A 25,083-nucleotide genomic window follows, 5' to 3' on the forward strand; every position below is an offset into this window, starting at 1 on the left:
GACCTGCGTCGGTCGGAGCGGGCCCGGCACGGTCCGTGAAAGACTGCTCGCTATGGCCACTGCAGATTCCGGAGACGTCCTGCCGCACCTGCGCACCGAGGCCATCCGCGCCGTCGTCGGGCCCACCAGTGCGGACCGCGGCTTCGCCGTGGCCGCGTCGGGTGCCGTGGGGCGCCTGCGCTATGACGCCGCCACCGGCCGTCTGAGCGCCTCCGTCCAGGGCACCGCGCCCAGCCCCTACCGGGTGCAGGTGCAGCTGCAGGAGGCCTACGACGACGCCGCCGAGGACGGCGCCGGCGCCCTCATGGAGCCGGTGGGCGGGCGCTGCACGTGCCCGGTCGGGACGGACTGCAAGCACGTGGCCGCCGCGCTCTACCAGGTGGTCCGCCTCGACGCCGACCAGGCCCTCGACGACGCCCGCCGCAAGCTCGCCGAGATGGTCACCACGGCGGACGCGCTGCCCGCGCCCGCCGGCCGGGGCCACGACGGCGGCGGCCCGGCCGGCCTCGACGCCCCGGCCGCGGACGGGGCGGCACCCCCACCCCCTGCCGGCCTGGACTGGCGACGGGTCATGGAGCCGCTGGCCGGACTCCACGGCCCGCGCCGGGTGGGCACGCCGCCCGCGCTGGCGATCGGCGTGGAGCTCGTGGCCGAGTCCTCCCGCAACGCGTTCCAGCAGTGGGGCCCGGCGACCGCCGGGGAGGAGCAGGTGCGCGAGGGCCGCCCGCTGTACGTGACCGTGCGCCCGCTCAAGCGCGGGGCCAAGGGGACGTGGATCAAGGGCGGGCTGACGTGGAAGGCGTTCCAGTTCCCGCGCGCCGAGTTCGCCCCCGCCCAGGAGCGGGCGATGCGCCTGATCTGGCGTCAGGTCCAGGCCGAGGACTCCTACCCGGGCGACGCCTGGTTCGGTCTGCACGTCTTCGACTCCCCGCGGATCTGGCAGCTGCTCGCGGAGGCCCGCGAGGTCGGGGTGGAGCTCGTGCCGCTGGGGCTGCTGACGGACGTGGTGCTGGAGGCGCCCGTCGCCGTCGGGCTGGACGTCACCCGCGCCCCCGACGGCGGTCTGGACGTGGCCCCGTCCCTGGACCCGGCCCCGCCCGGCCCCGGGCTGTGCGGTGTGCACGCCGTGGGAGGCATCGGCTTCTACCGCGTGGAGCTCACGGACGAGGAGGCCGTGCTCCACCTGATCCCCGCCGCACGCCCCGTCCCCGAGGCCGTGCAGCAGCTCGTGCTCGCCGGCGGGCCCGTGCGCGTGCCCGCCGCGGACCGCGAGGAGTTCCTCGGCCGGATCTACCCGCGGCTGCGTGGCGCCCTGCCCGTGACCAGCGGCGACGCCTCCGTGGAGCTGCCCGAGTTCGAGCCGCCCGTGCTGCGGCTGCGCGCCGACTTCCGACCCGGCCACGAGCTCGTGCTGCGCTGGTCCTGGCTCTACTTCGACCCGCCCCGCGAACTCGGCCTCGACGCCGGCGGCGACCCCCTGCGGGACACCCGGCACGAGGACGCGGTGCTGCGCGCCGTGGCCGAGCTCTGGCCGCGCGCCGGCCGTGCGGAGGAGCAGGTCCTCGAGGGCGTGGGCGCCGCCCGGTTCTCCGAGCAGGTGCTGCCGCTGCTGCAGCGCGCGGACCACGTGCGCGTGGACGTCACCGGCGACCGCCCCGACTACCGCGAGCTGAAGGCCGCCCCGCGCATCGAGGTCGGCACGAAGGCCACGCAGAACGACTGGTTCGACCTCGGCGTGCAGGTCTCCGTGGACGGGCACGTGCTGCCGTTCGTGGAGCTGTTCACCGCGCTCGTGCAGGGCAGGACCACGCTGATCCTCGCGGACGGCTCCTACCTGGGCCTCGACCACCCCGCCTTCGACCGGCTGCGCGCCCTGCTCTCCGAGGCCGCCACCCTGCAGGAGTGGACCCCGGAGCACACCCCCGTCTCACGGCACCAGGTCGGCTTCTGGGAGGACCTCAAGGAGCTCGCGGACGAGGTGGACGAGGACCCGGAGTGGACCGCCGCCGTCGGGCGTCTGGCCGCCGTCGAGCGCCTCCCCGAGGCCCCGCGCCCCGCCGGCCTGAAGGCCGACCTGCGCCCCTACCAGGAGGAGGGCCTGCGCTGGCTCGCGTTCCTGTGGGAGCAGGACCTCGGCGGGATCCTGGCCGACGACATGGGCCTGGGCAAGACCGTCCAGACCCTCGCGCTCTTCGCCCACGCGCGCCAGGCCCGGCCCGAGCGGCCGCCGTTCCTCGTGGTCGCGCCGAGCTCCGTGGTGTCCGTGTGGGCGGCCGAGGCCGAGAAGTTCACCCCGGACCTCGACGTGCGCGTCCTGGACACCACCACCCGCAAGCGCGGCACCGCCGTGGCGGACGAGGTGGCGGGGGCGGACGTGGTGGTCACCAGCTACACGCTCCTGAGGATCGACGCCGGCCAGTACGGCGGACTCGACTGGGGCGGGGTGGTCTTCGACGAGGCACAGTTCCTGAAGAACCGCGCCGCGAAGGTGCACACGGTGGCCCGCGACCTGCGCGCCCCCTTCCGGCTGGCCATCACCGGCACGCCGATGGAGAACTCCCTCAGCGACCTGTGGGCGCTGCTGGGCGTCGTCGTGCCGGGCCTGTTCCCGAGCCACCGCCGGTTCCGCGAGACCTACGTGACCCCCATCGAGACCGGGGGGGACCCCGAGCGGATGGCGGCCCTGCGCCGCCGCGTGCGCCCGTTCATGCTGCGCCGCTCCAAGGAGCTCGTGGCGAAGGACCTGCCGTCCAAGCAGGAGCAGATCCTCCAGGTGGAGCTCGAGCCGGCCCACCGCAAGCTCTACGACCGCGTGCTCCAGCGCGAGCGCCGCAAGGTGTTGGGCCTGCTCGGGGACATGGACGGCAACCGGTTCACCATCTTCACGTCGCTCACGCTGCTGCGGATGCTCGCGCTGGCGCCGCAGATCGTCGACGACCAGTACGCCTCCGTGCCCAGCTCGAAGCTCGAGCGGTTCCTCGACGACCTCACCGAGGTGATCGGCGAGGGGCACCGCGTGATCGTGTTCAGCCAGTTCACGAGCTTCCTGCGGGTGATCGCCGAGGAGCTGGACCACCTGGAGATCGAGCACGCGTACCTCGACGGCTCCACGCGCGGGCGCGCCGACGTGATCCGCGGCTTCCGCGAGGGCGAGGCGCCGGTGTTCCTGATCTCCCTGAAGGCGGGCGGCTTCGGCCTGACCCTGACCGAGGCGGACTACGTGTTCCTCATGGATCCGTGGTGGAACCCCGCTGCGGAGGCGCAGGCCGTGGACCGGGCGCACCGGATCGGGCAGGAGCGGACCGTGATGGTCTACCGGCTCGTGTCCGAGGGGACGATCGAGGAGAAGGTGCTCGAGCTGCAGCGGCGCAAGGCCGAGCTGTTCGGCGCGCTCATGGACGAGTCCGACGACTCCGGAGCCGGCGCCTTCACCGACTCCCTCACCGCCGAGGACATCCGGGAGATGCTCGGCGCCGAGGAGTGAGGGCCGCGCGAGGCGGGCCGGACGTTTTCGTTCACGAAACGGCGGCGTGTCGCGACGTTTTCGTTGATGAAACGGCGTCCCGCCCGCCCGTTTTGTCAACGAAAGTCGTCCCCGGGGCGCCGTTTCCCGAACGAAAGCGGGGGGTAGCCTCGGGCCATGCGTCGCCCGTCCCGGCCCAGCACCGCCGCCCCCGCCAGCACCGCCGCCCCCGTCAGCACCGCCGCCCCTGCCTTCGCGCCGTCCGCCCGGTCGCAGGTGCCGCCGTTCACGGTGATGAGCATCCTCGGCCGGGTCGCCGAGCTGCGTGCCGCCGGCCACGACGTCGTCAGCCTGTGCGCGGGGGAGCCGGGCGGGGGCGCCCCGCCCGCCGTCGACGCCGCGGCCGCCGCCGTCCACGCCTCCGGCTGTGCCCTCACCTACACCCCGGCGCTGGGCCTGCCGGAGCTGCGGGCCGCCGTCGCCGGCCACTACCGCCGCTGGTACGGGCTCGACGTGCGCCCCGAGCAGGTCGCGATCACCACGGGCTCCTCGGGGGCGTTCATGCTCGGCTTCCTCGCGGCGTTCTCCCCGGGGGACCGCGTGCTCCTGCCGCGCCCCGGCTATCCGGCGTACCGCAACATCCTCACGGCGCTCGGGGTGGAGGTGGTGGACGTGGACGTCGACGCCGGCACCCGCTACCAGCCCACGGTCGCCCACCTGGAGGCGGCGCTCGCGGAGGGCCCGGTCGCGGGGCTCGTGCTCGCCTCCCCGGCCAATCCCACGGGCACGATGGTCAGCGCCGCCGAGCTCGCCGAACTCGCCCGCTGGTGCGAGGAACGCGGTGTGCGGCTCGTCTCGGACGAGATCTACCACGGCATCGTGCACACGGACGGGGAGGGGCTCGGCGCCTGCGCATGGCGCACCTCCCGCACCGCGCTCGTGGTCAGCTCGTTCTCCAAGTACTGGGGCATGCCCGGCTGGCGGCTGGGCTGGATGCTCATGCCGGACGATCTGGCCGCCGCGGTCGACGGCCTCGCCGGCTCGGTCGCCCTCTGCCCGCCCGCCGCGGCACAGGAGGCGGCCGTCCACGCGTTCAGCGAGGAGTCCTACGCGTTCTGCGCTGAGCAGGCCGGCGGCTTCACGGCGACGCGCGGCGTCGTGCTGGCCGCCCTGCCCCGGCTCGGCTGGGCCGACGCCGCCCCCGCCGACGGCGCCTTCTACCTGTGGGCCCGTCTCGCCCCGGGCATGCTGGCGGAGTTCGGCAGCGCCGTCGGCTACTGCGCCGCCCTGCTGGAGGAGGCCGGCGTCGCGCTGACCCCCGGCGACGACTTCGACGCCGTCCACGGGCCCGAGTCCGTCCGGCTCTCCTTCGCCGCCGGCCCGGACGCCGTCCACGAGGCGCTCGAGCGGATCGCCGCCTGGCACGCGGCGCGCGGCCTGGCCTGACGGGCTCCGCCGCACGCCGCACCGGCCGACGTCTCAGCCGCCCAGCCGGTAGCGGCGCCCGAGCGGCGTGTCCGTGACGGCCCGGTCGCCGCGTCGAGGGCGTCACGTGCCGGTTCCCGCGACGGGGGCGCGCCGTCGGCGCCGCCGGGATGACGGGGTGAGGTCCACCGCAGTATTGCGAATCATCCGCAACAGTCTTTATTGTGAATCAGTCGCATCTTTTCGCTCTCGTGAAAGGCTCCCCGTGTCCCACTTCGCCCCGCAGCGCCGTTCCACGCGCACCGCCACCTTCTCCGCCACCCTCGCCGCCGCGGCCATCGCCCTGACGGCGTGCGGCGCGGACGCCGACCCGTCCGGCCCGACGTCGGCACCCGCCTCCGCCGCGGGCGGCGCCCAGTCGCCGGCGGGTGAGGCGACGGCGGCCTCCTCCGTCTCCGCGGAGGACCGCGTCGACCCGACCCAGACCACCGAGGTCTCCGCGGTGACGCCGCGCATCCTGCTCTCGCACGAGGACGGGCTCACGCTGCTCGACGCCGAGTCCGGTGAGGTGGTGAAGGAGCAGGACATCACGGGCTTCACGCGGCTGAGCAACGCCGGCAACGGCAAGGACGTCCTGGTGACCACCGGGAACGGCTGGGAGGTGTTCTCCACCGGCATCCAGGCCAAGGCCCACGGCGATCACGTCCACAACTACGAGTCCGCGCCCGGCATGACCGGCGTAACGTTCCCGGGTGAGCATCCCGGCCACGTCGTCACCCACAACGGCAAGACCACTCTCTTCGCGGACGGCACGGGCGCGATCCGGACCTTCGACTCGACCCACCTGGACAAGGCGACCCCGGACCTCATGCCCGTCATGACGGAGGCCGAGACCGAGGACCCGCACCACGGCGTGGCGCTCGAGCTCTCCGACGGCACCCTCTTCACCACGCAGGGCACCGAGGACTCCCGGAACACGCTCCAGGTGATCGACCCGAAGACCGGCGAGGTCACGGCCGAGACCGACGACTGCCCCGGCAGCCACGGCGAGGCCGCGGCCCAGCCGACGGAGGCGGGCGACGTCGTCGTGATGGGCTGCGAGAACGGGCCCGTCGTGTACCGGGACGGCGAGTTCCACAAGGTGGAGGTCGAGACCGAGTACCAGCGCTCCGGGAACCTGTTCGGGTTGCATGACTCACCCATCGTCCTGGGTGATCACAAGGTCGAGGAGGAGCCGAAGGAAGCCGTCGAGCGGCCCACGGGGATCGCCCTCATCGACACCCGCACCGATGAGCTCACCACCGTGGACCTCGGCTCGTCCTACTGGTTCCGCTCGCTCGGCCGCGCTGAGGACGGCTCCGCGGTCGTGCTGACCTACGACGGCGAGGTCACCGTGATCGACGAGGAGACCGGTGAGGTCACCGCCGAGTACCCGGTGATCGAGCCGTGGAAGGAGAAGGACGAGTGGCAGGAGCCCGGTCCGATCCTGAAGGTCGCCGGGAACACCGCCTACGTGACGGACGCGGAGAACCGGAGGCTCGTGGCCGTGGACCTGGAGACCGGTGAGACCGTCCTGGAGAAGGACCTGGAGTTCGCCCCGGTCGAGATGGCCGTGGTCACCGGCCAGCCGGAGTCCGTGAAGCCCGAGGAGGGCGCGCACGGTGACGAGGACCACGACGACGACGGCCACGAGGGCCACGACCACGGCGCCGAGCCCTCGGAGGGCCACGAGGGGCACGACCATTGATCGTGTGACGAGACTCCGGCCGGGCGCCCTTCGTGGGGAGGGGTGCCCGGTCGGCGGCCGGGGGCGTCGTGGGGACGCTGACGGCCAGGGCCGGCACCTGCCGCCGGCCCGTGGATGGAGGAGGGCGGGGTCGCGTCGTGGGGACGCGGCCCCGCCCGCCTGTCCGCAGGCCCCGCTCCGGGAGGGCCTGCCGGATCCAGGAGGGCCTGCCGGAGAGGATGCCCCGGGGATGGTGGGGTCAGTCGGCCACCGGATCGTGGTCCGTGATCACGCTCAGGCGGTACCGGGTGCCCTCGGGGGCCTCGGCGCTCACCACCAGGTCCTCCGCGTCCGACTCCGGCACCATGACGACGTATCCGCCGCAGCGGTCCGACCACCCCAGGGGTTGGTAGGCGGCGAAGCCGTCCGCCCCGAGGATGCCCACCGAGGACGGGCCGGCGTCCGGGTCGTCGCACAGCAGCATCAGGCGCAGGGTGCCCTCGGGGCGTTCGCCGCCCATCGCCGCGCCCCCCTCCCCGGGGGTCTGGAGGCCCTGCAGCTCGGAGGCGATCACGTTGACGTCCCTCGTGGGCGTGCCGGGCAGCTCGACGCCCTCCAGGGCCCGGGCCAGGGGGTCCTCCGTCGGACTGCCCGCCCGGTGCGTGACGGCGGCCTCCGGGAGGGCGGCGAGGAAGCCCTCGCTCAACGGCAGAGCCCCGTTCCTGGCGGGATCGGCGCCCTCGGGCACGAACCCGGCACCGGCGGTGGAGCCGCCGCCCGAACCCTGCGTGGCGCTCCCGGAGGCCGGCGCCGGAGTGCTCGGCGCCGTGGTGCCGGAGGCTGGCCCGCCCGCGGACGGCGTGGTGGTCTCGGACGTGCTCGACGGGGACGGCGTCGTGTCGGAGGACGCCGCAGGGGAGGGTGTGGTGCCGGACGCCGTCGCTGGGCCCCCGCCGCCGGAGCAGCCGGCGAGCGTGAGGGCCAGGGTCAGGGCCGCCGTCGTGGCCGGGAGGGCATGGCGGGCGGAGCGGAGGGAAGGGGGTGAGGGGGTCAAGGCGGACCTCCGTCGGTCGGGGGAGCCCGTGCTCCCGGACGCCGGCCCGACCGGTCGTCGTGCAGTGCGTGAGGGGAGACTATGCATCGCATGGGTCCCCGTCTAGCCCCCGGTGTGAGGGACGCCGGATGTGCGCTTCGCGCGCGGCGGGGAGGAGTCCTCAGGCGGCCGGTGCCTGACCCCGCACCTGCCGCAGCACCTCGGGGGCGACCGCCGCGGCCCAGTCCTCGTAGCCGGCGCCGTTGGGGTGGAACAGGTCCCGGGCCAGGCGGCTGACCTGGTGCCTCAGATTCCGCCGCCACGTGGCCGCGTGCACGTCCGCCACGCCGAGGCCGTGCCGGGCGGCCACCCGCCGCACCACCGTGTTCGCCCGGCGCACGCGGGCCTCGAACGGCGGGATGCGGAACGTCGGGACCAGGCCCAGCGTGGCGCCGGCGGGCAGGGCGCGGGCGATCGCCTCGAGGGGCTCCTCGAAGGCGGCCTCGCGGAACCGCCAAGCCCAGGTGACGTCGTTGCCGCCGACGACGCACGTCACCGCGTCCACCCCGCTCGCCGGCATGAGGGGCAGCTGATCGGCGAGCACGTCCTTCGCCATGGCCCCGCTGACGGCGAGGTTCACCACCCGCACGGGCCGGCCGGTCTCGGCGGCCACCCGCTCGGCCACCTGGGCCACGTACGTGCGCTCCACGCTCTCGGCCCCGATCCCGACGGCGGCCGAGTCGCCCAGCACCACCCAGGTGAGCGCGTCGGGGTCCGCGCGGGCGGCGAGGGCGTGCCAGTGGGCGCGGTAGTCGGCGTCGTGCTGGGCCTGCCAGCCGGAGGGGGAGGGCATGCGCGCCAGGCTACCGGCGCCCTGACGTGCGGACACGCGGGAGGGCCTCGACTCGGGCCACCTCATGGGCCAGGATTCGGCCATGACGCTCCTCCGGGCCGTGGGCCGCTTCTACGGACGCTACGCGCAGTTCGGCGGCCGGGCCGGGCGCGCCGAGTTCTGGTGGGTGGTGCTGTACCTGTCCCTCGCGTCCCTCGGCATCACCCTCCTGTTCGGGGCGCTCGGGGCGGACACGACGACGGCCGCCCCCTCCGCCGTCGTGTTCCCCGGCTTCGCGGTCAGCGGTCTCAGCGTCCCCGCCGTCGACTCGATGACCGAGGCCTACCAGGCCTTCTCGGGGGTCTGGGGCCTGCTCCATCTGGTGCCCGCCTGGGCGCTGACGGCCCGGCGCCTGCACGACGCCGGGCTCAGCCGCGCCTGGCTGCTCCTGGCGCTGCTGCCCGTGCTCGGTGCGATCGCCCTGCTGGTGATGGTGCTCCAGCCCTCGGATCCGCGGGTGGCCGCGGAGGCCGCCGCGCCGAGCGGTCAGTCGTCGACGACCTGAACGTCCACGCGGATGTTGCCGCGGGTGGCGTTGGAGTAGGGGCAGACCTGGTGGGCGGCGTCGGCGAGCTGCTGCGCCTCGTCCTGGGGCAGGTCCGGGATGACGACCTCGAGGGTGACGGCCAGGCCGAAGCCCTCGCCGGCCTTGCCGATCGAGACGCGGGCGCCCACGGAGGAGTCGCCGAGCTTCTTCTTGGCCTGGCGGGCGACGCTCTGCAGGGCGGAGTGGAAGCACGCGGCGTAGCCGGCGGCGAAGAGCTGCTCGGGGTTGGCGCCGTCGCCGCTGCCGCCCATCTCGGCGGGGATCGCCAGGTCCATGTCGACGCGGCCGTCCGCGGTCCGGACGTGGCCGTTGCGGCCGCCGCCCGTGGCGATGGCCTCGGTGGTGTAGAGGGGCTCGATCTCGATCACGGTGTGCTCCTTGACGGTGTCTGGCCCGGGGTGCCGGGGGCCGCTCGACGGCGGCCACGGTCCAAGGTAGTCCGCGATCAGGTTGTGTGCAATCCAGTTGTCTGCGGGGTAGGTTGTCCGGGTGGACGTCACCCCCCTCGACCTCGACCGCCAGCTGTGCTTCTCCCTCTACCGCGCCAGCCGGGCGGTGACCCGCGCCTACCGGCCCCTGCTCGAGGAGCTGGGCCTCACCTACCCCCAGTACCTCGTGATGCTGGTGCTCTGGCAGGAGGACGGGCCGGTGGGCGTGAACGACATCGGCGCGCGCCTGGGACTCGACAGCGGCACCCTCACCCCGCTGCTGCGCCGCCTCGACCACGCCGGCCTGGTCACCCGTGCCCGCAGCGCCGACGACGAGCGGCGTCGCCTCATCTCCCTCGCCCCCGCCGGCCGGGACCTGCGCGAGGCCGCCGCCGACATCCCCGCACGCATGGCCGACCTCTACCCCGGGCCGGCCGGACAGCGGGAGGAGCTCAAGGCCTTCCTGGACGAGCTGGCCGCGGGACTCGACTGAGCCGGGGCGCGGGCGGGGGCGCAGGATCCCCGCGACCGCCTGCTGTGCTCAGGACCGCGTCATGAGGACGCGGTCCTGAGCACATCGAGCGGTCTTCTCAGGACGCCGCCCGGGCCACCACACCGCCCCGCCCCGACCGCACCGGCGCGGTGCGGCGGTACCAGTCCAGGCAGAAGACGGCGATCAGCACGAGGTCGATCCAGTCGCCGCCGTAGTACATGAGCTGGGCGCCGGCCTGGGCCTCCGCCACGCCCACGCCCGCCGGCGGATGCGCGTAGACGTGCTTGGAGAGGATCGCGTGCAGCGCGAGGAACGCCACGAGCACACCTGCCCGCAGCGGGTGTCCGTGCGGGTGCGGTGCCGGGTCCACCTGCAGGATCGCGGCGGTGAACACCCACCCGGCCAGCAGCACGTGCACGTGCACCAGCAGATGCCCCACCGCGGAGGCATGCATCCAGGCGTGCAGGGGTGTGGTGTAGAGCAGCCACAGCCCGCCGATGTTCAGCAGCCCCGCCACCACCGGGTGCGAGACCACCCGCACGTACGGCGTGGACAGCACCCGGGACAGCCGCCGCGCCCACGCCACGGGCAGGCCCCGCAGGGCCACGGTCACCGGCGCGGACAGCACCAGCAGCAGCGGGGCGAGCATGCCCAGCAGCAGGTGCCCCCACATGTGGGCCGTGAAGTCGTGGTGGCCGAGCACCCCCAGCGGTCCCACCGCCACGACGCCGGCCACCACCCCCGCGGCCGCGCTCAGGGTGCGCGCGTCGGACCAGGCGCGGCCCCGGCGTCGTCCGGCGCGGACCAGCGCCGCATAGGCGACCAGGAACAGCAGGAGTCCGCCGCCGATGACGACGCCGGCCAGCGGGAACGGGGCGCTCGCCGCCTGGGCGCCGAGCTCCGCCCCGATCCCGCCGGGGTGCTCATGCACGGGCGGCCGCCCGGCGGGAGCCGCGCCGCCACGCCAGGGTGCCGATCACGAGGAAGGCGATCGCAATGGCCATCCACACGAGGTCGTACACGAGGATGTCGTCCACGGGCGCGTACGGGCCGGTGCCCTGCAGCTCCGTGGGGATGACCTCGTACCGGATCTGGTGGATCCTCATGAGCTTGTGCTGGACGGTGCCGTCCCACGCCTGGAACGCGCCCGCGCCGATCAGCACCGCCGGCCACCACCGGCCGACGCCGGGGCCGCCGCGGCGTCGCACGTCCGCGAAGAGGAACAGCCCGGCCACGGCGGCGAACCAGCCGAAGGCGTGGAAGAGTCCGTCGGAGACCAGGCCGACGGCCGCGGTGGACAGGTCGTAGAAGTGGTGCCAGTGCAGGAGCTGGTGCAGGACGACCTCGTCGACGAAGGCGGCCACGCCCACCCCGAAGAGGATCCCGGACAGCAGCAGGCGGCGGTGGAGGTCGGGGGCGGGGCGGCCGACGGGCCGAGCCGTGACGGAGGGGGAGACCATGGCGCCCACGCTAGCGGCAGTTCCCAGCGAATGCCCAGGTCACGGGCGTCATCCACGCACCGGCCGCAGTGGCGGTCCCGTGAGGCGATGATGGTGCCCATGGCCGCCCACTCCTTCGCCCTCGTGCCCTCCTCCTACGTCCTCTTGCTGCGGGGACGGGAGGTGCTGCTGCAGCGCCGGCATCACACCGGGTACATGGACGGGTTCTGGGTGGCGGGCGCCGCCGGGCACGTGGAGCCGGGGGAGGCGGCCCGGCAGGGGGCGGTCCGGGAGACGGCGGAGGAGCTCGGCGTCGAGATCGAGCCTGCTGCCCTCGAGCTGCTGACCGTCATGCAGCGCACGGACGGCACGGACACCCCGCGCGAGCAGCGCGTGGACTGGTTCTGGGCCTGCCGGTCCTGGGCGGGTGAGCCGCGGATCTGCGAGCCCGGCAAGGCCCCCCACCTGGAGTAGTTCCCCCTGGATTCGTTGCCGAGCCCGATTCCGGACTACGAGCGGCTCGTGCTGGAGGGCCTGCGCGACGGCGACCTCACCCCGGACACGGCGGTCGGGTTCGGGGGCTGAGGGGCATAGGGGCTCGCCGTCCACCGCCCGGTCAGTCCCGCACCGCCTCCACCACCATGAGCGGGTGCTCGGCGGGGTCGAAGGCCGTGCGGTGCCAGTCTCCGGAGAGCCGTTCCACCCGCAGCCCCGCTGCGGCCAGGTCCGCGCGCACCTGCTCCGCGGAGCGGAACTGCAGGTGCTGGTCCACCTCGGACACCTCCCCGGAGTCGAGGAACTCGGTGCGCACGCGCATCGTCACCACCCCGTGCCGGTCCGGGGCGGAGGTGCGCTCCGACTCGAGGACCCGCCCGGCCGGCATCGTGCGCTCCGTGGGGTCCTGCTGCCAGCCCTCCCACGCGCGCCGGACGGGGTTGCGCGTCTCGAAGACCAGGCGGCCGCCGGGCACGAGCCCCGCACCGATGCGCCGCAGCGACGCGTGCCAGTCGTCGTCGACCAGGTGCATGGCCACGTTGCCGCTCATCACCACCAGGTCGGCGGAGTCCGGCGCGATCAGCCCCGCATCCCCGTGTCGCCACTCGACGCCGTCCCCGCCCGGGCGCGCGCGGGCCGCCGCGAGCATGGCCTCGGCCGGGTCGATCCCGACAACGTCCCGCCCCGGGCCCGCGAGCGTCACCGTCAGGATGCCGGTGCCGCAGCCGAGGTCGACGATGCGGGTGCTGGCCCGCGCGGCCAAGACCTCGTCCGCGACCCGGCGGAAGAACGCGTGGTCCTCGCCCGCGGGGTTGTCCACGTCGTAGATCGCGGCGAGGCGGGCGTCGTCGTAGGTGCGCCGGTTGGCCTCGGCGCGGGAGGGGGCGTCGGTCATGCGCGCAGTCTGTCACCCGGGGCGGGCGCCCCCTGCCGCAGGGCCTGCCCCGCCACGATCAGCAGCATCGCCGCGCCGGCCGCCGCGGCCCCGGCCGGTCCCGCGGCGGGCACGCGGAGCATCGCCGCCAGGGCGCCGACCAGGCCCAGGACCAGCATCGACCCGCCGATCCACTGGAACACCGGCGCGCCGAACGCGCGCGCGAACGGCAGGAAGTGCGCGCCCACCACGGCCGCCACCAGGGCGATCTGCGCCGTCGGCGCGTCTGCGGCCCGGGCCACCAGACGGGTCACCGGGAACAGCAGCAGCATCACGACGACGGCGGCCCCGTACACCCGCAGCGCCCCGGGCGCCGGGGGCGGCAGGGCGGGCAGGGTCCGGCGGCGGAGCAGGACCGCCGCGAGGGCGAAGACGGCGAGGGCGACCGCCGCACTGCGGAGCATGCTCTGAGCGTCGCCGGGCAACCCGGCGATCCCGGCGAGCAGGAAGGCCATGCCGCCGACCACCCCGATCAGCCCGCCGAAGACCACCGGATGACCCGCCCGGCTGATCCCGCGGACGCGCTGGCCGTCCACGATCTGCCTGTGAGCGTTGCCTGTGTGCACCTGTGTCATCGTTCCCCTCCTGCTGTGTGCGACCGGGGCCATCGTGTCACGGCCGTTAGCCTCCTCCCATGCCCTCCGCCTCGATCGACCACGTGCGGCAGGCCCGCCGCGTCCTGTTCCACGGGGTCACGGGGGCCGGGAAGTCCACCGCGGCCGTGCGGCTCGGCGCTGTGCTCGGCCTGCCGGTCACCCTCGTGGACGAGGAGTTCGGCTGGCTGCCGGGCTGGGTCCCGCGGCCGGAGGCCGAGCAGACCGCCCTGGCGGACTCGGTCACGGCGGGGGAGGCCTGGGTGCTGGACTCCGCCTACGGCTTCTACCGGCCGATGGTCATGAAGCGGACCGACGTCGTCATCGCCCTGGACTACTCGCGGGCCCGGACCTTCGCGCGCCTGGTGCGGCGCACGATCCGCCGGGTGGTGGGGCAGGGGGAGATGTGCAACGGCAACCGCGAGTCCTGGCGTCGGGTGCTCGGGGAGGAGTCGATCCTGCGCTGGCACGCCGCCACGTTCGACCGCAAGCGGGCATGGGCCCGGGAGCGGGAGGCCGCGGCGGAGGGGGCGCCGGTGCTGCGCCTGAGCACGCCGCGGCAGTGGGAGTGGGTGCTGGCCCGGCTGGAGGGCAGGCGGCAGGCTCCCTGAAGCACGCTGCTCCTCCGGACCTCACGTCGTGCTCAGGACCGCGTCCTCAGGACACGGTCCTGAGCAGAAGGGGAGGTCCTGCGGCCGCCTCGCCCTTCGTCCCGCGCTCTGACAGGGTGGGGCCATGGACGGGATGGAGCGGGAGAAGGTCTGGCACGTGCGGATCGCCGTCGCGGCGGCGCTCGTGGGATGCGCCGGCGTCGTGTCCGGACTGCGGCACGAGCTGGGGCTGGGATGGGCGGTCGGGCTGCTGACGGCGTGCCTCCTGGGCGTGGTCCTCGCCCTGCGCGACGTGCACCACCGGGTGGACCAGGAGGAGGCGGGGCGTCAGGTGTTCTACGCCGGCCGGGGGAGTACGGCGTGGTTCGCGGTGGTGATGGTGGGGGTCGCGATCGTGCCGGGCATGGTGATCCCCCTGCTCGCGGACGGGGCCGCCACGGCGCTGGGTGTGGGACTCTTCGCCGCCGTGCTGACCGCGGCGGCACACGGCGTGCTCGCGGCCACCACCACCGGGGAGCCTCAGCCCGAACCGGTCCCGGTGCCGTTGCGCCGCGAGGACGGCTGAGAATCCGCTGCGGAAGTGACCCTTCTGAGGGCGGTGGCGGTCGCCAGAAGGGTCAGTTCCGCAGTGGATTCGGCGACGCCGGAGCACTCAGGAGCACGTCGGGCGCCGGGCGTCGGACGCTCCCGTGGCACCATCGGCTCATGCCCGAGCGCCCCGCCCCCACGCCGCCCGCCGCCACACCCGGCCCCGCCCCTGCCGTCCATGCCGCGGGCTTCGACGAGCTCGACCGGACGACGGCCTACCGCCTCTGGCAGCTGCGGTCGCTGGTGTTCGTCGTCGAGCAGGACTGCCCCTACCTGGACCTGGACGGCCGCGACCTCGAGCCGGCCACCGTCCACCTGTGGGTCGAGGACGAGGCGGGCACGCCCGTCGCCACGCTGCGGCTGCTGGACGACGGCGACGTCGCCCGCATCGGCCGCGTCGTCACCCACCCCGACGCGCGGGGCCGGGCCCTGGCCGGGGCGCTGCTGGACGAGGCGGTCGCCCGGATCGGCGGGCGGCCGAGCGTGCTGGACGCCCAGGCCCACCTGGCGCACTGGTACGCCCGCTGGGGCTACGCGCCGGACGGGCCGGAGTTCCTCGAGGACGGCATCCCGCACGTGCCGATGCGGCGGGCGGGGGCGGGTGCGACGGACGGGCGTCGCGCGCACACCTGAGAATCGACTGCGGAAGTGACCCTTCTGGGGGTGTCAGCGGGCGTCAGAGGGGTCACTTCTGCAGTCGATTCCGGACGTCGCCGCTCGACGTCGCCTGGGTCACCGTCGCCTGCAGCTCCGCGGCCGTCTCTGGATCCGGGGTCACCACAGTGAACCGCTGTCCGTCGTGGGTGGCGAGGACCAGCCCGGCGGGGCCGCCGAGGTCCAGGCGCACGCCGCGGCGGGAGCGGGCCCGCCCCGTCACCGGCCAGTTGATGTAGGCGACGCCCGGGCCGACGTCGTCCTGGACCTCCACCGTGGCCAGTGAGTCCAGGGGCAGCTCGCGGGAGTACAGCGGGGCCCGGAGGCGGAGTACGCCGGCGGCGGGGTCCGCCGCGAGCTCGATGCGGGCGCGCAGGAACGCCACCTGGCTCAGCCACACGACCAGCCCGAGGCTCACCGCGGCGATCACGAGGATGCCCGCCGACCGTAGGGCCTGATCCAGCACGAGCAAGAGGACCAAGGGGAGCGCCGTGACGAACACCAACGCCCACCCCAGCACCGCGTAGCCGGGCGGCGGCTCGACGACGGCGGTGCGCGCCGCCTCGGCCGGCGCGGTGGTCATCGGCGCCGGTCCGGGTCCGACGGGGGCTTCAGCCCGAACCGGACGATGTGGAACGCCAGACCCAGCAGCAAGAGCCCCCAGCCGATGAGTCCTCGCCATTCGAGGTCCGTGAAGGAGAGGACGTAGAGGCCCGCGACGGTGGCGAGCACCGCCGCAAGAGGCCAGTCGGCGGCCGCCATCGCCAGCACCACCAGGAGCACGGCGGCGATCGTCACTGCGGTGTACCGCAGGAACAGGGCGCGGTTGCCGAGCGCCTCCTCGAGTCGTGACTCCGTGCCGGTGTGGACGGGGGTGGTACCGGGGGCGGCCTTGAAGAGGCGGATGTGGCCGTAGGTGAGCGCGGGCGTCCAGCCGGCGGCCCGGAAGAGGTCGAAGTGGTGGTCGTCGGGGTCGGTCTCGTAGGACATGTCGAAGACGACGTCCTCGGGCTCGGCGTCCTCGAAGCGCCAGCCGTGGGCGGCCAGGGAGAACCCGGTCAGCCGCTGGCCGCGGCGGGCCGTGTCTTCGAACCTCGCGAGGTCCTTCTCCGGGGTGAAGGCCGGCCCACTGCTCATGCGTGTGGTGCTCATGTCGTCTCCATGATCTGGTCGGCCATCGCCAGGATTCCGCGCCGGCGCTCGATGTCGCTCATCAGGACGCCGCGTCCCCGGGGGTGAGGCGATGGACGCGTCGGGCGTCGTCGCCGTCGAACTCCTCGATGAACCCGGCATCCCTGAGCTTCTTCAACGTGGTGTGGAGATGCGGATCATCGGGGTCCCGCCACTCCCCGAGAATCATTGAGGGATATATCTCTGAGTGACACTCAGTCATCGACTGCCGGTGGGTGCAAGGGGATGGGGCATCGGATGCCGACCTTGACGCCCCCCCGGGCGCGACGACGCCCCGGATGCGCGCGGCACCCGGGGCGTCGTCGGTGGGACGAGGTGGTCGGTCAGTGGCCGTAGCCGCCCTCGTCGTTCTCCTCGGTCTCCTTCTCGGACTGCTCGGCCTTGGCCGCGAGGCCGTCGACCTCGGCGGGCGCCTGCTGCGCGGCCTGGTCCTGGTCGCCGGGGGCGTCGGAGTTCTTCGTCTCGGGGATCTGCTGATCAGCCATGGGTGCCCTCCTCAGGCGTGGTGGGAGGGGCGCCGGGTGAGCGCCCCCTGTCCGACGGCGCCCGGGGTGGGGTGGGCCGACGTCGTCGCAAGTCAACCAAGGGTCAGGCCGACACGCCCACCCCTGGCCCTCCTGCCGGAGGCCCCCGGGTCAGTCCTTGCCGGGCAGCAGGTCGCGGGCGGTCTCGGCGGCGCGCTGGAGCAGGGAGTCGTCCCCGCCGCCGGCCCAGGAGGGGTCGTGGGGCATCGGGCCCATCGGATCGGCCGCGTCCGGGTCGGGTCCACCGCTGCACCTCGTTGCGCGACTTGGCTCGCGGGTAGTAGCGCATGACCTCCGCGTCTCCGAGGAGCCTGCACATGTCGTCGAGGTCAGCGTCGGTCATGCACCGGAACGTGAGTCGATCTGTGGGTTGCGGGATCACCCGACGACCTTACCGACGGCACTGAGCCGTGCCGCGGTCTGCCGCGCTCACCCCACGAAGACGCAGAAGGGGTGGCCGGCCGGGTCCGCGAACACGTACAGGGGCTCGTCCTCGTCGTCGGAGCGGTCCAGGACGAGACGCCCGCCCAGGCGCAGCGCGTGGTCGTGGGCCGCGTCGAGGGAATCGCGGTCCGGCACGGTGAAATCCAGGTGCAGCTGCATCGGCACCTCGGGTGACGGCCACGTGCTGGGCTTCAGTTCCTCGGTGCGCTGGAATGTCAGGACGCGGCGGCCGTCGTCGTCCAGCAGCACGAGCCAGTCCGCGCTGTCCGGCTCGCGGCCGTCCGCGAGCTCGTCGCCCGCGCGGTAGTGGAGGCCGAGGAGCTCGCGGTAGAACTCCGCGACGGAACGGATGTCGGCGGCGTCGACGACCGGCTGCTGGAGCACGGGGCGGCTGACCATGGCCACACATTAAGCGACCTCGGCGTCCGCGTCAGCGTCTCGGCCTCAGTCGACGTCGTCGCGCCCCGCATCCACCCACCGCGCGGCCGGCACGACGGCGGCCAGCGAGACCACCGCCAGGACCTGCCACCCCGCGAGCGCCCAGCCGACCCCGAGCGTCGCCCCGAGCGCACCTCCCGCGAGGGTCGCCAGCGGCACGGAGCCCCGGGTGAGGGTGCGGCGCATCGCGGTGACCCGCCCGAGCGTGCCCTCGGGGCAGGCGCGGGCGGTCACGGCGGCCTGGGTGATGTTCCCGAGCAGGACCATGAACCCCCAGAGGGCCGCGCCGGCCAGCAGCCACGGCCCGGCATGAGCGCGGTCGACGTAGGCCAGCAGGTGCAGCCCCACGGCCACGGCGCAGCCGACCGAGCCGAGGAGGATGCACCGGCGCCCGCCCAGGCGGTCGATGGCCCGGCCCGCCAGGGACGAGGCCGCCAGTGCCCCGACCGCGCCCGCGGTGATCTGGACGCCCAGGAACTCCGGCCCGAGCCGCAGGTCGGTCAGGATCCAGACCGCCTCGACCGGGGCGAAGAGGGCCATGCCCACATTGGCGGCCACCGACCCCATCGTCAGCAGCCACAGGACCGGGGTGCGCCGCAGGACCGTCCACCCCTCCGCGGCGTCCTTCCCGAACCGGGCCCAGCGGGAGAGGACGTCCGCGACGCCGGGGTCCCCGTCGTCGTCCGGAACGTCCGCCGCGGCGGAGGGCCGCAACCGCACCCGGAGCGCGACGATCGCCGCCGCGAAGAGGAACGCCGTCGCGATGCCGAGCACGGGTCCCGCGCCCAGCGACCCGACGAGGACGCCCGCCGCGGCGGGCACGATCAACACAAGGGCGGCGTCGGCGGACTCGAGCCGCGCCGTCAGGCGGGCGACGGCGCTGGCCGGCACGACGCGCGGCACGAGCGCGGTCTGGGTGGTCTCGGCCAGCACCGTGAGCACGCCCAGCAGGGCCATGACAGCGGCGAGGTGACCGAACGTGAGCGCGTCGAGCGCCCACGCCACGACGAGCGAGCCGAGCACCGCCGCCTTGGCGAGGCCGGTGGCCGCGAGCAGCCGCGGGCTGAGGTGTCGGTCCACCACGATGCCGATGGGCACGCCGAGCAGGAGGAATCCCAACCCGGAGAGCGCCATCAGCACGCCCATGCCGTCGGCGCCCACGCCGAGCAGGAGCACCGCCAGGACATCCAGGGCGACGTCCGAGGCGGACCGGCCACCCGCGTCGAGGGCGTTGGAGGCGACCAGCCACCGCGCCCGTCCTTCCGGCGGCGGGGGCGTCCCAGTGTCAGGGGTGCGGGGGGCAGGCGTCTGACGACGCGGGTCCGTGCTCACCGCCACACGTGGAGCAGGTAGCCGTAGCTCAGCGACGTCGCTGCGGGGTGCTCGGCGAGCCACGCGTCGGCGACCCCTCGCTCGAACTCCAGCCGCAGGACGGCCTCGAGGTCGGCGCGGGAGTCGAAGGTCCACGAGCTCATGACCTCGCGGGTCTGGGCCCCGACGCCGGCCCACCACTCGCGGGCGTACGTGTCCTGGCCCTGCGCCGCGGCGTTCGTGCTCGCCCGCAGCAGCTCGGCGAACTGGCCGCGCTCGGTGTCGTTGTCGATCACCACGAGCGCGCCGCCGGGCCGCAGCACCCGGGCGACCTCGTCCAGGCCGGGTCGGACGTCCCAGCGCGGGTGCGGGAAGAAGTACGCGAACCGGGCATGCACGACGTCGACGCTCGCCTCCGGCAGCGGGATCTGCTCGGCCGAGCCGTACAGCACGCGCGCCCCGCCGGGGCGGGCGCGGGCGGCCCCCAGCAGGCGCACGTCCGGCTCGACGGCGATCGTCTCGGCCGCGTCGGCGTAGCGGGGCAGCCAGAAGCCGGTGCCCGCACCGAGGTCGAGCAGCGTCCGCCCGGCCCAAGGCGCCGCCTCCTGCAGCGCCGCCCAGAGGGCGCCCTCACGGTCCATGGCCGCGTTCTCGATCTCGTACAGCGCCGGGTCCACGCCCTGGTTGCCCGAGGGGCGGAAGTCGGGCAGGCCCGTGGCCGGTCCGCCCGGTGTGCTCTGTGTCATGCCTGGGAGTCTGACACACCCCCCCTCCACGCCGGTCCGTCACACGGGTCTGCCTCGGCCCGCCGCGCCCCGGAGAGGCTCCGGCCGGTCCTGGATGGCGCGGTGGCGGCTCATATGACGCGCGAGCCGGCCGCCCGCTGGACTCGCGGCGGCCCACCGCGTGGGATGGGCTCACCACCCATCCAGAGCGGCCGAGAGATCTGGCTCGACGACGCCGCAGCAACCCGCCCGCCGGACCCGGACCCCCGGGAACGGCAGGCCCGGTGCTACCGCCAGGACCGATGGAGGAGAGCAGATGCCCCGTCACGCCACACAGCAAGTCCACGCCGGCTACGAGCCCGCCGCACCCCACCGGCCGGTCGTCCCGCCCATCCACCAGACCACGGCGTTCCGTTTCCCGGACCACGCCACAGCGGCATCGATGTTCCGGCTCGAGACCCCCGGCTTCACCTACAGCCGCACGGGCAACCCGACCGTCGCGGTGTTCGAGAACCGCCTCGCCGCACTGGAGGGCGGCATCGGCGCGATCGCCACGGCCACCGGCCAGGCCGCCGTCGCGCTGTCCCTGCTGGCGCTGCTGCAGGGCGGCAAGCACCTGGTCGCCTCCAGCCAGCTCTACGGGGGCACCGTCGACCTGCTGACGGACACGTTCGCGGACTTCGGCATCGAGGTCACCTTCGCGGACCCGGCGGACCCGCCCGCGTGGGCCGCCGCGGTCCGGCCCGACACGCGCGCGTTCTTCCTCGAGGCCATCACCAACCCGCTCGCCACCCTCCCGGACCTGCCCGCGCTCGCGGACCTCGCCCACGCGGCCGGTGTGCCGGTGGTGGTGGACAGCACCCTCGCGACGCCGGCCCTCTACCGGCCGCTGGAGCACGGCGCCGACGTCGTCGTGCACTCGGCCACCAAGTTCCTCGGCGGACACGGCGCGGTGCTCGGCGGCGCGATCGTGGACGGCGGCACGTTCGACTACGGCGCGGCGCCGGACCGGTGGCCGCAGCTGGCCCGGCCCAAGGCCCGCTACGGCGGGCAGACGCTGGTCGAGCGGCACGGCCGTGGCGCCTACCTGACGCTGGCCCGCAGCAAGTTCCTGCACGACCTCGGCCCCACCCTCGCCCCCGCGAGCGCGGCGCAGTTCATCCAGGGGCTCGAGACGCTCGACCTGCGCGTGGCCCGCCACACCGCCACCGCGCTGGCCGTAGCCCAACACCTGGCCGGGCACCCCGCGGTCGCGCGGGTGCACCACCCCGGTGTGGCCGGGCATCCCAGCGCGGCGCTGGCCGCCCGCGACTTCCCGGACGGCGTCGGCTCGGTGTTCTCCTTCGACCTGGCCTGCGGCCCCGAGGCCGTGGCCCCGTTCCTCGACGCGCTCGAGCTGTTCCAGCTGGTGGTCAACGTCGGTGACGCCCGGTCCCTCGTCTCCCACCCGGCGACCATGACGCACTGCCGCCTGACGCGGCAGCAGCGCGAGGCCGCCGGGATCGCCGAGACCACCGTCCGGCTCTCCATCGGGCTGGAGTGTCCCGACGACCTGATCGCGGACCTGGACCGTGCCCTGGCCGCGGTGTCCGCCGCCGGGCCGGCCGTCCCCGCCGCCACGCCCGCCGTCCCCGAGACCGCCGCCGTCACCCAGGAGGTGCGCTGAGATGACCGCCGTCCACCACACCACCCGCTCCGTGTCCCGCCCCGCCGTCCGCGGCTTCACCACCACCGCCGTGCACGCCGGCCAGGAGCCCGACCCGCTGACCGGCGCCGTGGTGCCGCCGATCTACCAGACCAGCACCTTCGTGCAGGACGGCATCAACGTGCTGCGCGCCGGGCATGAGTACAGCCGGGGCTCCAACCCGACCCGGAACGGCTTCGAGACCCAGCTCGCCGCCCTCGAGCACGGCGACCGGGCGTTCGCGTTCGCCTCCGGGCTCGCCGCCGAGGACGCCCTCCTGCGGGCCGTGCTGCGCCCCGGCGACCACATCGTGCTGGGCGGCGACGGCTACGGCGGCACCCACCGCCTCATCACCACCGTCCTCGAGCCGTGGGGCGTGTCCAACACCCCCGTGGACATCACCGACCCGACGGCGGTCGCCGCGGCCGTCCGTCCCGGCCGCACCGCGCTGCTGTGGGTGGAGACGCCGTCCAACCCGCTGCTCGGCATCGCGGACCTGGCCGCCTGGGCGCAGATCGCCCACGACGCCGGCGCGCTGCTGGTCGTGGACAACACGTTCGCCTCGCCCTACCTCCAGCGGCCCCTCGACCTCGGCGCGGACGTCGTGGTGCACTCCACCACCAAGTACATCGGCGGGCACTCGGACGTGCTCGGCGGCGCCGTGGTGGTGGCCGACCGCGAGTTCCGCGGCCGGGCGCTGGCCGAGGCGGTGGCCTACCAGCAGTTCGCCGCCGGTGCGGTCGCCGGCCCGCAGGACTCCTACCTCGCCGCCCGCGGCCTCAAGACGCTCGGCCTGCGCATGGACCGGCACGGCGCCAACGCCGCCGCGCTCGCGGGCTGGCTGCAGGGCCGCCCCGAGGTCGCCCAGGTCTTCTACCCCGGGCTGCCCGACCACCCGGGCCATGCACTCGCCGCGCGGCAGATGGACGGCTTCGGCGGGATCGTCTCCATCCGGTTGGCCGGGGGAGAGGCCGCGGCCCGCGCGTTCGCCGAGGCCACCGAGCTGTTCGCGCTCTCGGTCAGCCTCGGCGGGGTCGAATCGCTGCTCTGCTACTCCTCCGAGATGACCCACGCCTCCGTGCGGGGCACGCCCCTGGCCGTCCCCACGGACCTGGTCCGGCTCTCCGTCGGCATCGAGGACGTGGCCGACCTGCAGGCGGACCTCGAGGCCGGCCTCGAATGTGCCGCACGCGTCGCCGCCGGCTGCGGGGCGCCGTCGTCGTCCGCGGTGCCCCGTCCCGCACCCGCCCACCACCGCACCACCCACGCCCGCACCCCGGAGAGGACCCGATGAGCCACGCCACCCTTGTCCCGAGTACCGTGCCCACCCGCGTGGACGACCTGACGTTCAGCATCCACACCACGCCGTTCGACGAGGACTACACGCCCGCCGCCAGCACGCGCGCCACCACGAACTTCGCGAACCTCGCCCGCGGTGCGGACCGGCGGGAGAACCTGCGCGCCGCCCTGGCCATGATCGACGGGCGCCTCAACGACCTCGCCCCCTGGGACAACCCGGAGCGGGACCGCTACACGGCACGGATCGAGATCGTCTCGATCGACGTGCACTTCACCGCCGACGACGGCGCGGATGTCGACTTCCCGCTCATGGAGATGCTCGACGTGCGGGTGGTCGAGCGTGCGACGGGCGCTGTGCTCGGCCGCAGTGTGGGGAACAACTTCTCCTCCTACGTCCGCGACCACGACTTCTCCGTGGTGCTGCCCGCGCACGCGGCGACGTCGCCGGGGACCGAGGAGCCCGACGGCTTCGGCGACCTGCACGGGCGGCTGTTCCGGCACCTGCTCGACTCGCAGGCGTACCGGGAGCGGTTCCCGCAGCCGCCCGTGATCTGCATCAGCGTGTCCACGAGCCGCACCTACCGGCGGCTGACGAACGAGCACCCGGTGCTCGGGGTCGAGTACCGCCAGGACGAGCCCTCCCGCACGGACCGCTACTTCGGCCGGATGGGCCTGGGGATCCGGTGCTTCCTGCCGCGCGGGGCCGTGGCGCCGCTGGCGTTCTACTCGCGGGGCGACCTGCTCAACGACCACGCGAACCTCTCCCTGGCCGGGCTGATCGCCACCATGGAGACCTTCCAGCGGATCTACCGGCCGGAGATCTACAACGCGAACGCCGGGGCCGGCGAGGTCTACCGGCCGCGCCTGGACCACGGCGACTTCTCGCAGACCCGGATCGCCTACGACCGCGAGGAGCGGGCCCGCCTCGGCCGGGAGCAGGGGGAGTACACGCAGGAGCACTTCGTGGGCCCGCACCGCGACCTGCTGGAGCGCTGGGCCGCCGCCCACGCCGCACGAGACACCGAGGAGACCCGATGACCACCCTGATCCCCACCGCCCTCGTCGGCAGCCTGCCGAAGCCCGGCTGGCTCGCCGAGGAGGAGACGCTCTGGTCGCCCTGGAAGCTCGAGGGGGAGCAGCTGCGCGAGGGCAAGCTCGACGCGCTCGCCCTCGCCGTGGCCGATCAGGAGCGTGCGGGCATCGACATCGTCTGCGACGGCGAGCAGACCCGCCAGCACTTCGTCACCACGTTCATCGAGCACCTCGGCGGTGTGGACTTCGACCGGCGGGAGACGGTGCGGATCCGCGACCGGTACGACGCGAGCGTGCCGACCGTCGTCGGGGAGGTGGGCCGGCCGGCGCCGGTGTTCGTGGACGACGCGAAGGCCCTGCGCGCGCGGACGGACCGGCCCATCAAGTGGACCCTGCCCGGGCCGATGACCATGATCGACACCCTCGCCGACCGCCACTACGGCAGCCGCGAGAAGCTCGCGTGGGAGTTCGCGCGCATCCTCAACGAGGAGGCGCGGGAGCTGGCGGCGGTGGGCGTCGACGTCGTGCAGTTCGACGAGCCCGCGTTCAACGTGTTCTTCGACGACGTCCGCGACTGGGGCGTGGCGACGCTCGAGCGTGCGGCCGAGGGCCTGACGTGTGAGACGGCCGTGCACATCTGTTACGGCTACGGGATCAAGGCGAACAACGACTGGAAGGCCACGCTCGGGGAGGAGTGGCGCCAGTACGAGACGTCGTTCCCGCTGCTGCGCGAGTCCACGATCGACACGATCGCCCTGGAGCGGCACCACTCCCGGGTGCCGGCGGAGCTCATCGGCCTGCTGCGCGGCAAGAAGGTGATGGTCGGCGCGATCGACGTGGCGAGCGACGAGATCGAGACGCCCGAGGAGGTCGCGGCGACCCTCCGGGAGACCCTCGAGTTCGTGGACGCGGACAAGCTGATCGCGAGCACCAACTGCGGCATGGCGCCGCTGGCTCGCTCCGTGGCGCGGGACAAGACCGCCGCGCTCGTGGCCGGCGCGCGGATCCTCCGGGAGGAGCTGGGCGGGGAGTGAGGGGGGCCTGATGGCCTTGCCTGGCCGGCGGGGCCCCGTCAGGATCGTCTGCAGGGATCCTGATGCGAGCCCCCGTGTCC

The 25,083-nt window shown here is 74.2% G+C and carries 27 protein-coding genes and 1 pseudogene; 13 read left to right on the plus strand and 15 right to left on the minus strand.

The window, feature by feature from the left end; all coding sequences use genetic code 11:
* The first annotated feature begins 52 nt into the window (after window positions 1-52).
* From HDA34_RS07885 to HDA34_RS07895, 3 genes are all read left to right on the plus strand, one after another.
* The gene (locus HDA34_RS07885) at window positions 53-3,484 is read left to right on the plus strand and encodes a DEAD/DEAH box helicase (protein ID WP_060973564.1); all 3,432 of its coding nucleotides are present in this window, start codon (window positions 53-55) and stop codon (window positions 3,482-3,484) included.
* Between the two features lie 156 nt (window positions 3,485-3,640).
* On the plus strand, window positions 3,641-4,909 hold the full coding sequence (locus HDA34_RS07890) for an aminotransferase class I/II-fold pyridoxal phosphate-dependent enzyme (protein WP_134377376.1): 1,269 nt from the start codon (window positions 3,641-3,643) through the stop codon (window positions 4,907-4,909).
* A 244-nt stretch (window positions 4,910-5,153) separates the two neighbouring features.
* Window positions 5,154-6,635 carry a BamB-related PQQ repeat family beta-propellar protein gene (locus HDA34_RS07895; protein ID WP_134377375.1) on the plus strand — a complete coding sequence of 494 codons (1,482 nt, stop codon included), beginning with the start codon at window positions 5,154-5,156 and terminating at the stop codon, window positions 6,633-6,635.
* A 238-nt stretch (window positions 6,636-6,873) separates the two neighbouring features.
* On the opposite strand, the gene HDA34_RS12020 is transcribed toward HDA34_RS07895, so the two are convergent.
* On the minus strand, window positions 6,874-7,668 hold the full coding sequence (locus HDA34_RS12020) for a hypothetical protein (RefSeq protein ID WP_233437093.1): 795 nt from the start codon (window positions 7,666-7,668) through the stop codon (window positions 6,874-6,876).
* Window positions 7,669-7,828: 160 nt separating this feature from the next.
* A complete protein-coding gene (locus HDA34_RS07905) occupies window positions 7,829-8,500 on the minus strand; it encodes an SGNH/GDSL hydrolase family protein (RefSeq protein WP_010080009.1) in 672 nt (223 codons plus the stop codon).
* Between the two features lie 82 nt (window positions 8,501-8,582).
* Between HDA34_RS07905 and HDA34_RS07910 the strand changes: the two genes are divergently transcribed.
* Window positions 8,583-9,044 (plus strand): DUF805 domain-containing protein, encoded by a 462-nt coding sequence (locus HDA34_RS07910; protein WP_134377374.1) that lies wholly within the window; start codon window positions 8,583-8,585, stop codon window positions 9,042-9,044.
* Here HDA34_RS07910 and HDA34_RS07915 read toward each other — a convergent pair.
* Window positions 9,026-9,454, minus strand: a complete 429-nt coding sequence (locus HDA34_RS07915; RefSeq protein WP_036341242.1) for an organic hydroperoxide resistance protein — start codon at window positions 9,452-9,454, stop codon at window positions 9,026-9,028. The genes HDA34_RS07910 and HDA34_RS07915 overlap by 19 nt on opposite strands.
* 121 nt (window positions 9,455-9,575) lie before the next feature.
* Here HDA34_RS07915 and HDA34_RS07920 point away from each other — a divergent pair, with 121 nt between their 5' ends.
* Window positions 9,576-10,007, plus strand: a complete 432-nt coding sequence (locus HDA34_RS07920) for a MarR family winged helix-turn-helix transcriptional regulator (protein WP_012751108.1) — start codon at window positions 9,576-9,578, stop codon at window positions 10,005-10,007.
* A gap of 97 nt (window positions 10,008-10,104) precedes the next feature.
* Here the strand turns inward: HDA34_RS07920 and HDA34_RS07925 are convergent, their stop codons facing one another.
* Window positions 10,105-10,938, minus strand: coding sequence for a cytochrome c oxidase assembly protein (locus tag HDA34_RS07925; RefSeq protein ID WP_010080013.1), 834 nt, complete (start codon window positions 10,936-10,938; stop codon window positions 10,105-10,107).
* Entirely contained in the window at window positions 10,931-11,467 is a 537-nt protein-coding gene (locus HDA34_RS07930) for a DUF2243 domain-containing protein (protein ID WP_134377373.1), read from the minus strand. Before HDA34_RS07930 ends, HDA34_RS07925 begins: the two co-directional genes overlap by 8 nt.
* 99 nt (window positions 11,468-11,566) lie before the next feature.
* Here HDA34_RS07930 and HDA34_RS07935 point away from each other — a divergent pair, with 99 nt between their 5' ends.
* Window positions 11,567-11,920 carry an NUDIX domain-containing protein gene (locus HDA34_RS07935; RefSeq protein WP_225348749.1) on the plus strand — a complete coding sequence of 118 codons (354 nt, stop codon included), beginning with the start codon at window positions 11,567-11,569 and terminating at the stop codon, window positions 11,918-11,920.
* A gap of 142 nt (window positions 11,921-12,062) precedes the next feature.
* On the opposite strand, the gene HDA34_RS07940 is transcribed toward HDA34_RS07935, so the two are convergent.
* Window positions 12,063-12,836 (minus strand): class I SAM-dependent methyltransferase, encoded by a 774-nt coding sequence (locus HDA34_RS07940; RefSeq protein ID WP_134377372.1) that lies wholly within the window; start codon window positions 12,834-12,836, stop codon window positions 12,063-12,065.
* Complete coding sequence (locus tag HDA34_RS07945) at window positions 12,833-13,450, minus strand: hypothetical protein (RefSeq protein ID WP_134377371.1); 618 nt, start codon at window positions 13,448-13,450, stop codon at window positions 12,833-12,835. The genes HDA34_RS07940 and HDA34_RS07945 overlap by 4 nt, the downstream gene beginning before the upstream one ends.
* Before the next feature lie 59 nt (window positions 13,451-13,509).
* Between HDA34_RS07945 and HDA34_RS07950 the strand changes: the two genes are divergently transcribed.
* From HDA34_RS07950 to HDA34_RS07960, 3 genes are all read left to right on the plus strand, one after another.
* Complete coding sequence (locus tag HDA34_RS07950; RefSeq protein WP_134377370.1) at window positions 13,510-14,079, plus strand: P-loop NTPase family protein; 570 nt, start codon at window positions 13,510-13,512, stop codon at window positions 14,077-14,079.
* A gap of 124 nt (window positions 14,080-14,203) precedes the next feature.
* Complete coding sequence (locus HDA34_RS07955) at window positions 14,204-14,644, plus strand: hypothetical protein (RefSeq protein WP_098094167.1); 441 nt, start codon at window positions 14,204-14,206, stop codon at window positions 14,642-14,644.
* Between the two features lie 140 nt (window positions 14,645-14,784).
* Window positions 14,785-15,300 carry a GNAT family N-acetyltransferase gene (locus tag HDA34_RS07960; protein ID WP_049145708.1) on the plus strand — a complete coding sequence of 172 codons (516 nt, stop codon included), beginning with the start codon at window positions 14,785-14,787 and terminating at the stop codon, window positions 15,298-15,300.
* A 52-nt stretch (window positions 15,301-15,352) separates the two neighbouring features.
* Here HDA34_RS07960 and HDA34_RS12025 read toward each other — a convergent pair whose 3' ends face one another.
* The 8 genes and pseudogenes from HDA34_RS12025 to HDA34_RS08000 all read right to left on the minus strand — a co-directional run bounded on the left by HDA34_RS12025 (window position 15,353) and on the right by HDA34_RS08000 (window position 19,975).
* Window positions 15,353-15,904: a hypothetical protein gene (locus HDA34_RS12025; RefSeq protein ID WP_233437092.1), complete on the minus strand. Its 552-nt coding sequence runs from the start codon at window positions 15,902-15,904 to the stop codon at window positions 15,353-15,355.
* Window positions 15,901-16,473, minus strand: a complete 573-nt coding sequence (locus HDA34_RS07970; protein ID WP_049145701.1) for a DUF2812 domain-containing protein — start codon at window positions 16,471-16,473, stop codon at window positions 15,901-15,903. Before HDA34_RS07970 ends, HDA34_RS12025 begins: the two co-directional genes overlap by 4 nt.
* A gap of 61 nt (window positions 16,474-16,534) precedes the next feature.
* The gene (locus tag HDA34_RS07975; protein ID WP_158184041.1) at window positions 16,535-16,714 is read right to left on the minus strand and encodes a hypothetical protein; all 180 of its coding nucleotides are present in this window, start codon (window positions 16,712-16,714) and stop codon (window positions 16,535-16,537) included.
* A gap of 121 nt (window positions 16,715-16,835) precedes the next feature.
* The gene (locus HDA34_RS07980; RefSeq protein WP_153239435.1) at window positions 16,836-16,997 is read right to left on the minus strand and encodes a hypothetical protein; all 162 of its coding nucleotides are present in this window, start codon (window positions 16,995-16,997) and stop codon (window positions 16,836-16,838) included.
* A 286-nt stretch (window positions 16,998-17,283) separates the two neighbouring features.
* Window positions 17,284-17,418, minus strand: a pseudogene (locus HDA34_RS07985) (GNAT family N-acetyltransferase); the annotation flags it as partial.
* 47 nt (window positions 17,419-17,465) lie between these two features.
* On the minus strand, window positions 17,466-17,879 hold the full coding sequence (locus HDA34_RS07990; protein ID WP_049145697.1) for a VOC family protein: 414 nt from the start codon (window positions 17,877-17,879) through the stop codon (window positions 17,466-17,468).
* 45 nt (window positions 17,880-17,924) lie between these two features.
* Window positions 17,925-19,250, minus strand: a complete 1,326-nt coding sequence (locus tag HDA34_RS07995) for an MFS transporter (protein WP_233437091.1) — start codon at window positions 19,248-19,250, stop codon at window positions 17,925-17,927.
* Window positions 19,247-19,975, minus strand: a complete 729-nt coding sequence (locus HDA34_RS08000) for a class I SAM-dependent methyltransferase (RefSeq protein ID WP_134377369.1) — start codon at window positions 19,973-19,975, stop codon at window positions 19,247-19,249. Before HDA34_RS08000 ends, HDA34_RS07995 begins: the two co-directional genes overlap by 4 nt.
* 295 nt (window positions 19,976-20,270) lie before the next feature.
* Here HDA34_RS08000 and HDA34_RS08005 point away from each other — a divergent pair, with 295 nt between their 5' ends.
* The 4 genes from HDA34_RS08005 to HDA34_RS08020 are packed head-to-tail and all read left to right on the plus strand — an operon-like array spanning window position 20,271 to window position 25,003.
* Window positions 20,271-21,620 carry an O-acetylhomoserine aminocarboxypropyltransferase/cysteine synthase family protein gene (locus HDA34_RS08005; RefSeq protein ID WP_036381364.1) on the plus strand — a complete coding sequence of 450 codons (1,350 nt, stop codon included), beginning with the start codon at window positions 20,271-20,273 and terminating at the stop codon, window positions 21,618-21,620.
* 1 nt (window position 21,621) lies between these two features.
* Window positions 21,622-22,932: a cystathionine gamma-synthase gene (locus tag HDA34_RS08010; protein WP_134377368.1), complete on the plus strand. Its 1,311-nt coding sequence runs from the start codon at window positions 21,622-21,624 to the stop codon at window positions 22,930-22,932.
* Entirely contained in the window at window positions 22,929-23,975 is a 1,047-nt protein-coding gene (locus tag HDA34_RS08015) for a DUF1852 domain-containing protein (RefSeq protein ID WP_049145680.1), read from the plus strand. The genes HDA34_RS08010 and HDA34_RS08015 overlap by 4 nt, the downstream gene beginning before the upstream one ends.
* The gene (locus tag HDA34_RS08020) at window positions 23,972-25,003 is read left to right on the plus strand and encodes a methionine synthase (protein WP_036314939.1); all 1,032 of its coding nucleotides are present in this window, start codon (window positions 23,972-23,974) and stop codon (window positions 25,001-25,003) included. The genes HDA34_RS08015 and HDA34_RS08020 overlap by 4 nt, the downstream gene beginning before the upstream one ends.
* Window positions 25,004-25,083 lie beyond the last annotated feature (80 nt).

This window comes from Micrococcus luteus, assembly GCF_014138885.1.
GTDB lineage: Bacteria > Actinomycetota > Actinomycetes > Actinomycetales > Micrococcaceae > Micrococcus > Micrococcus luteus.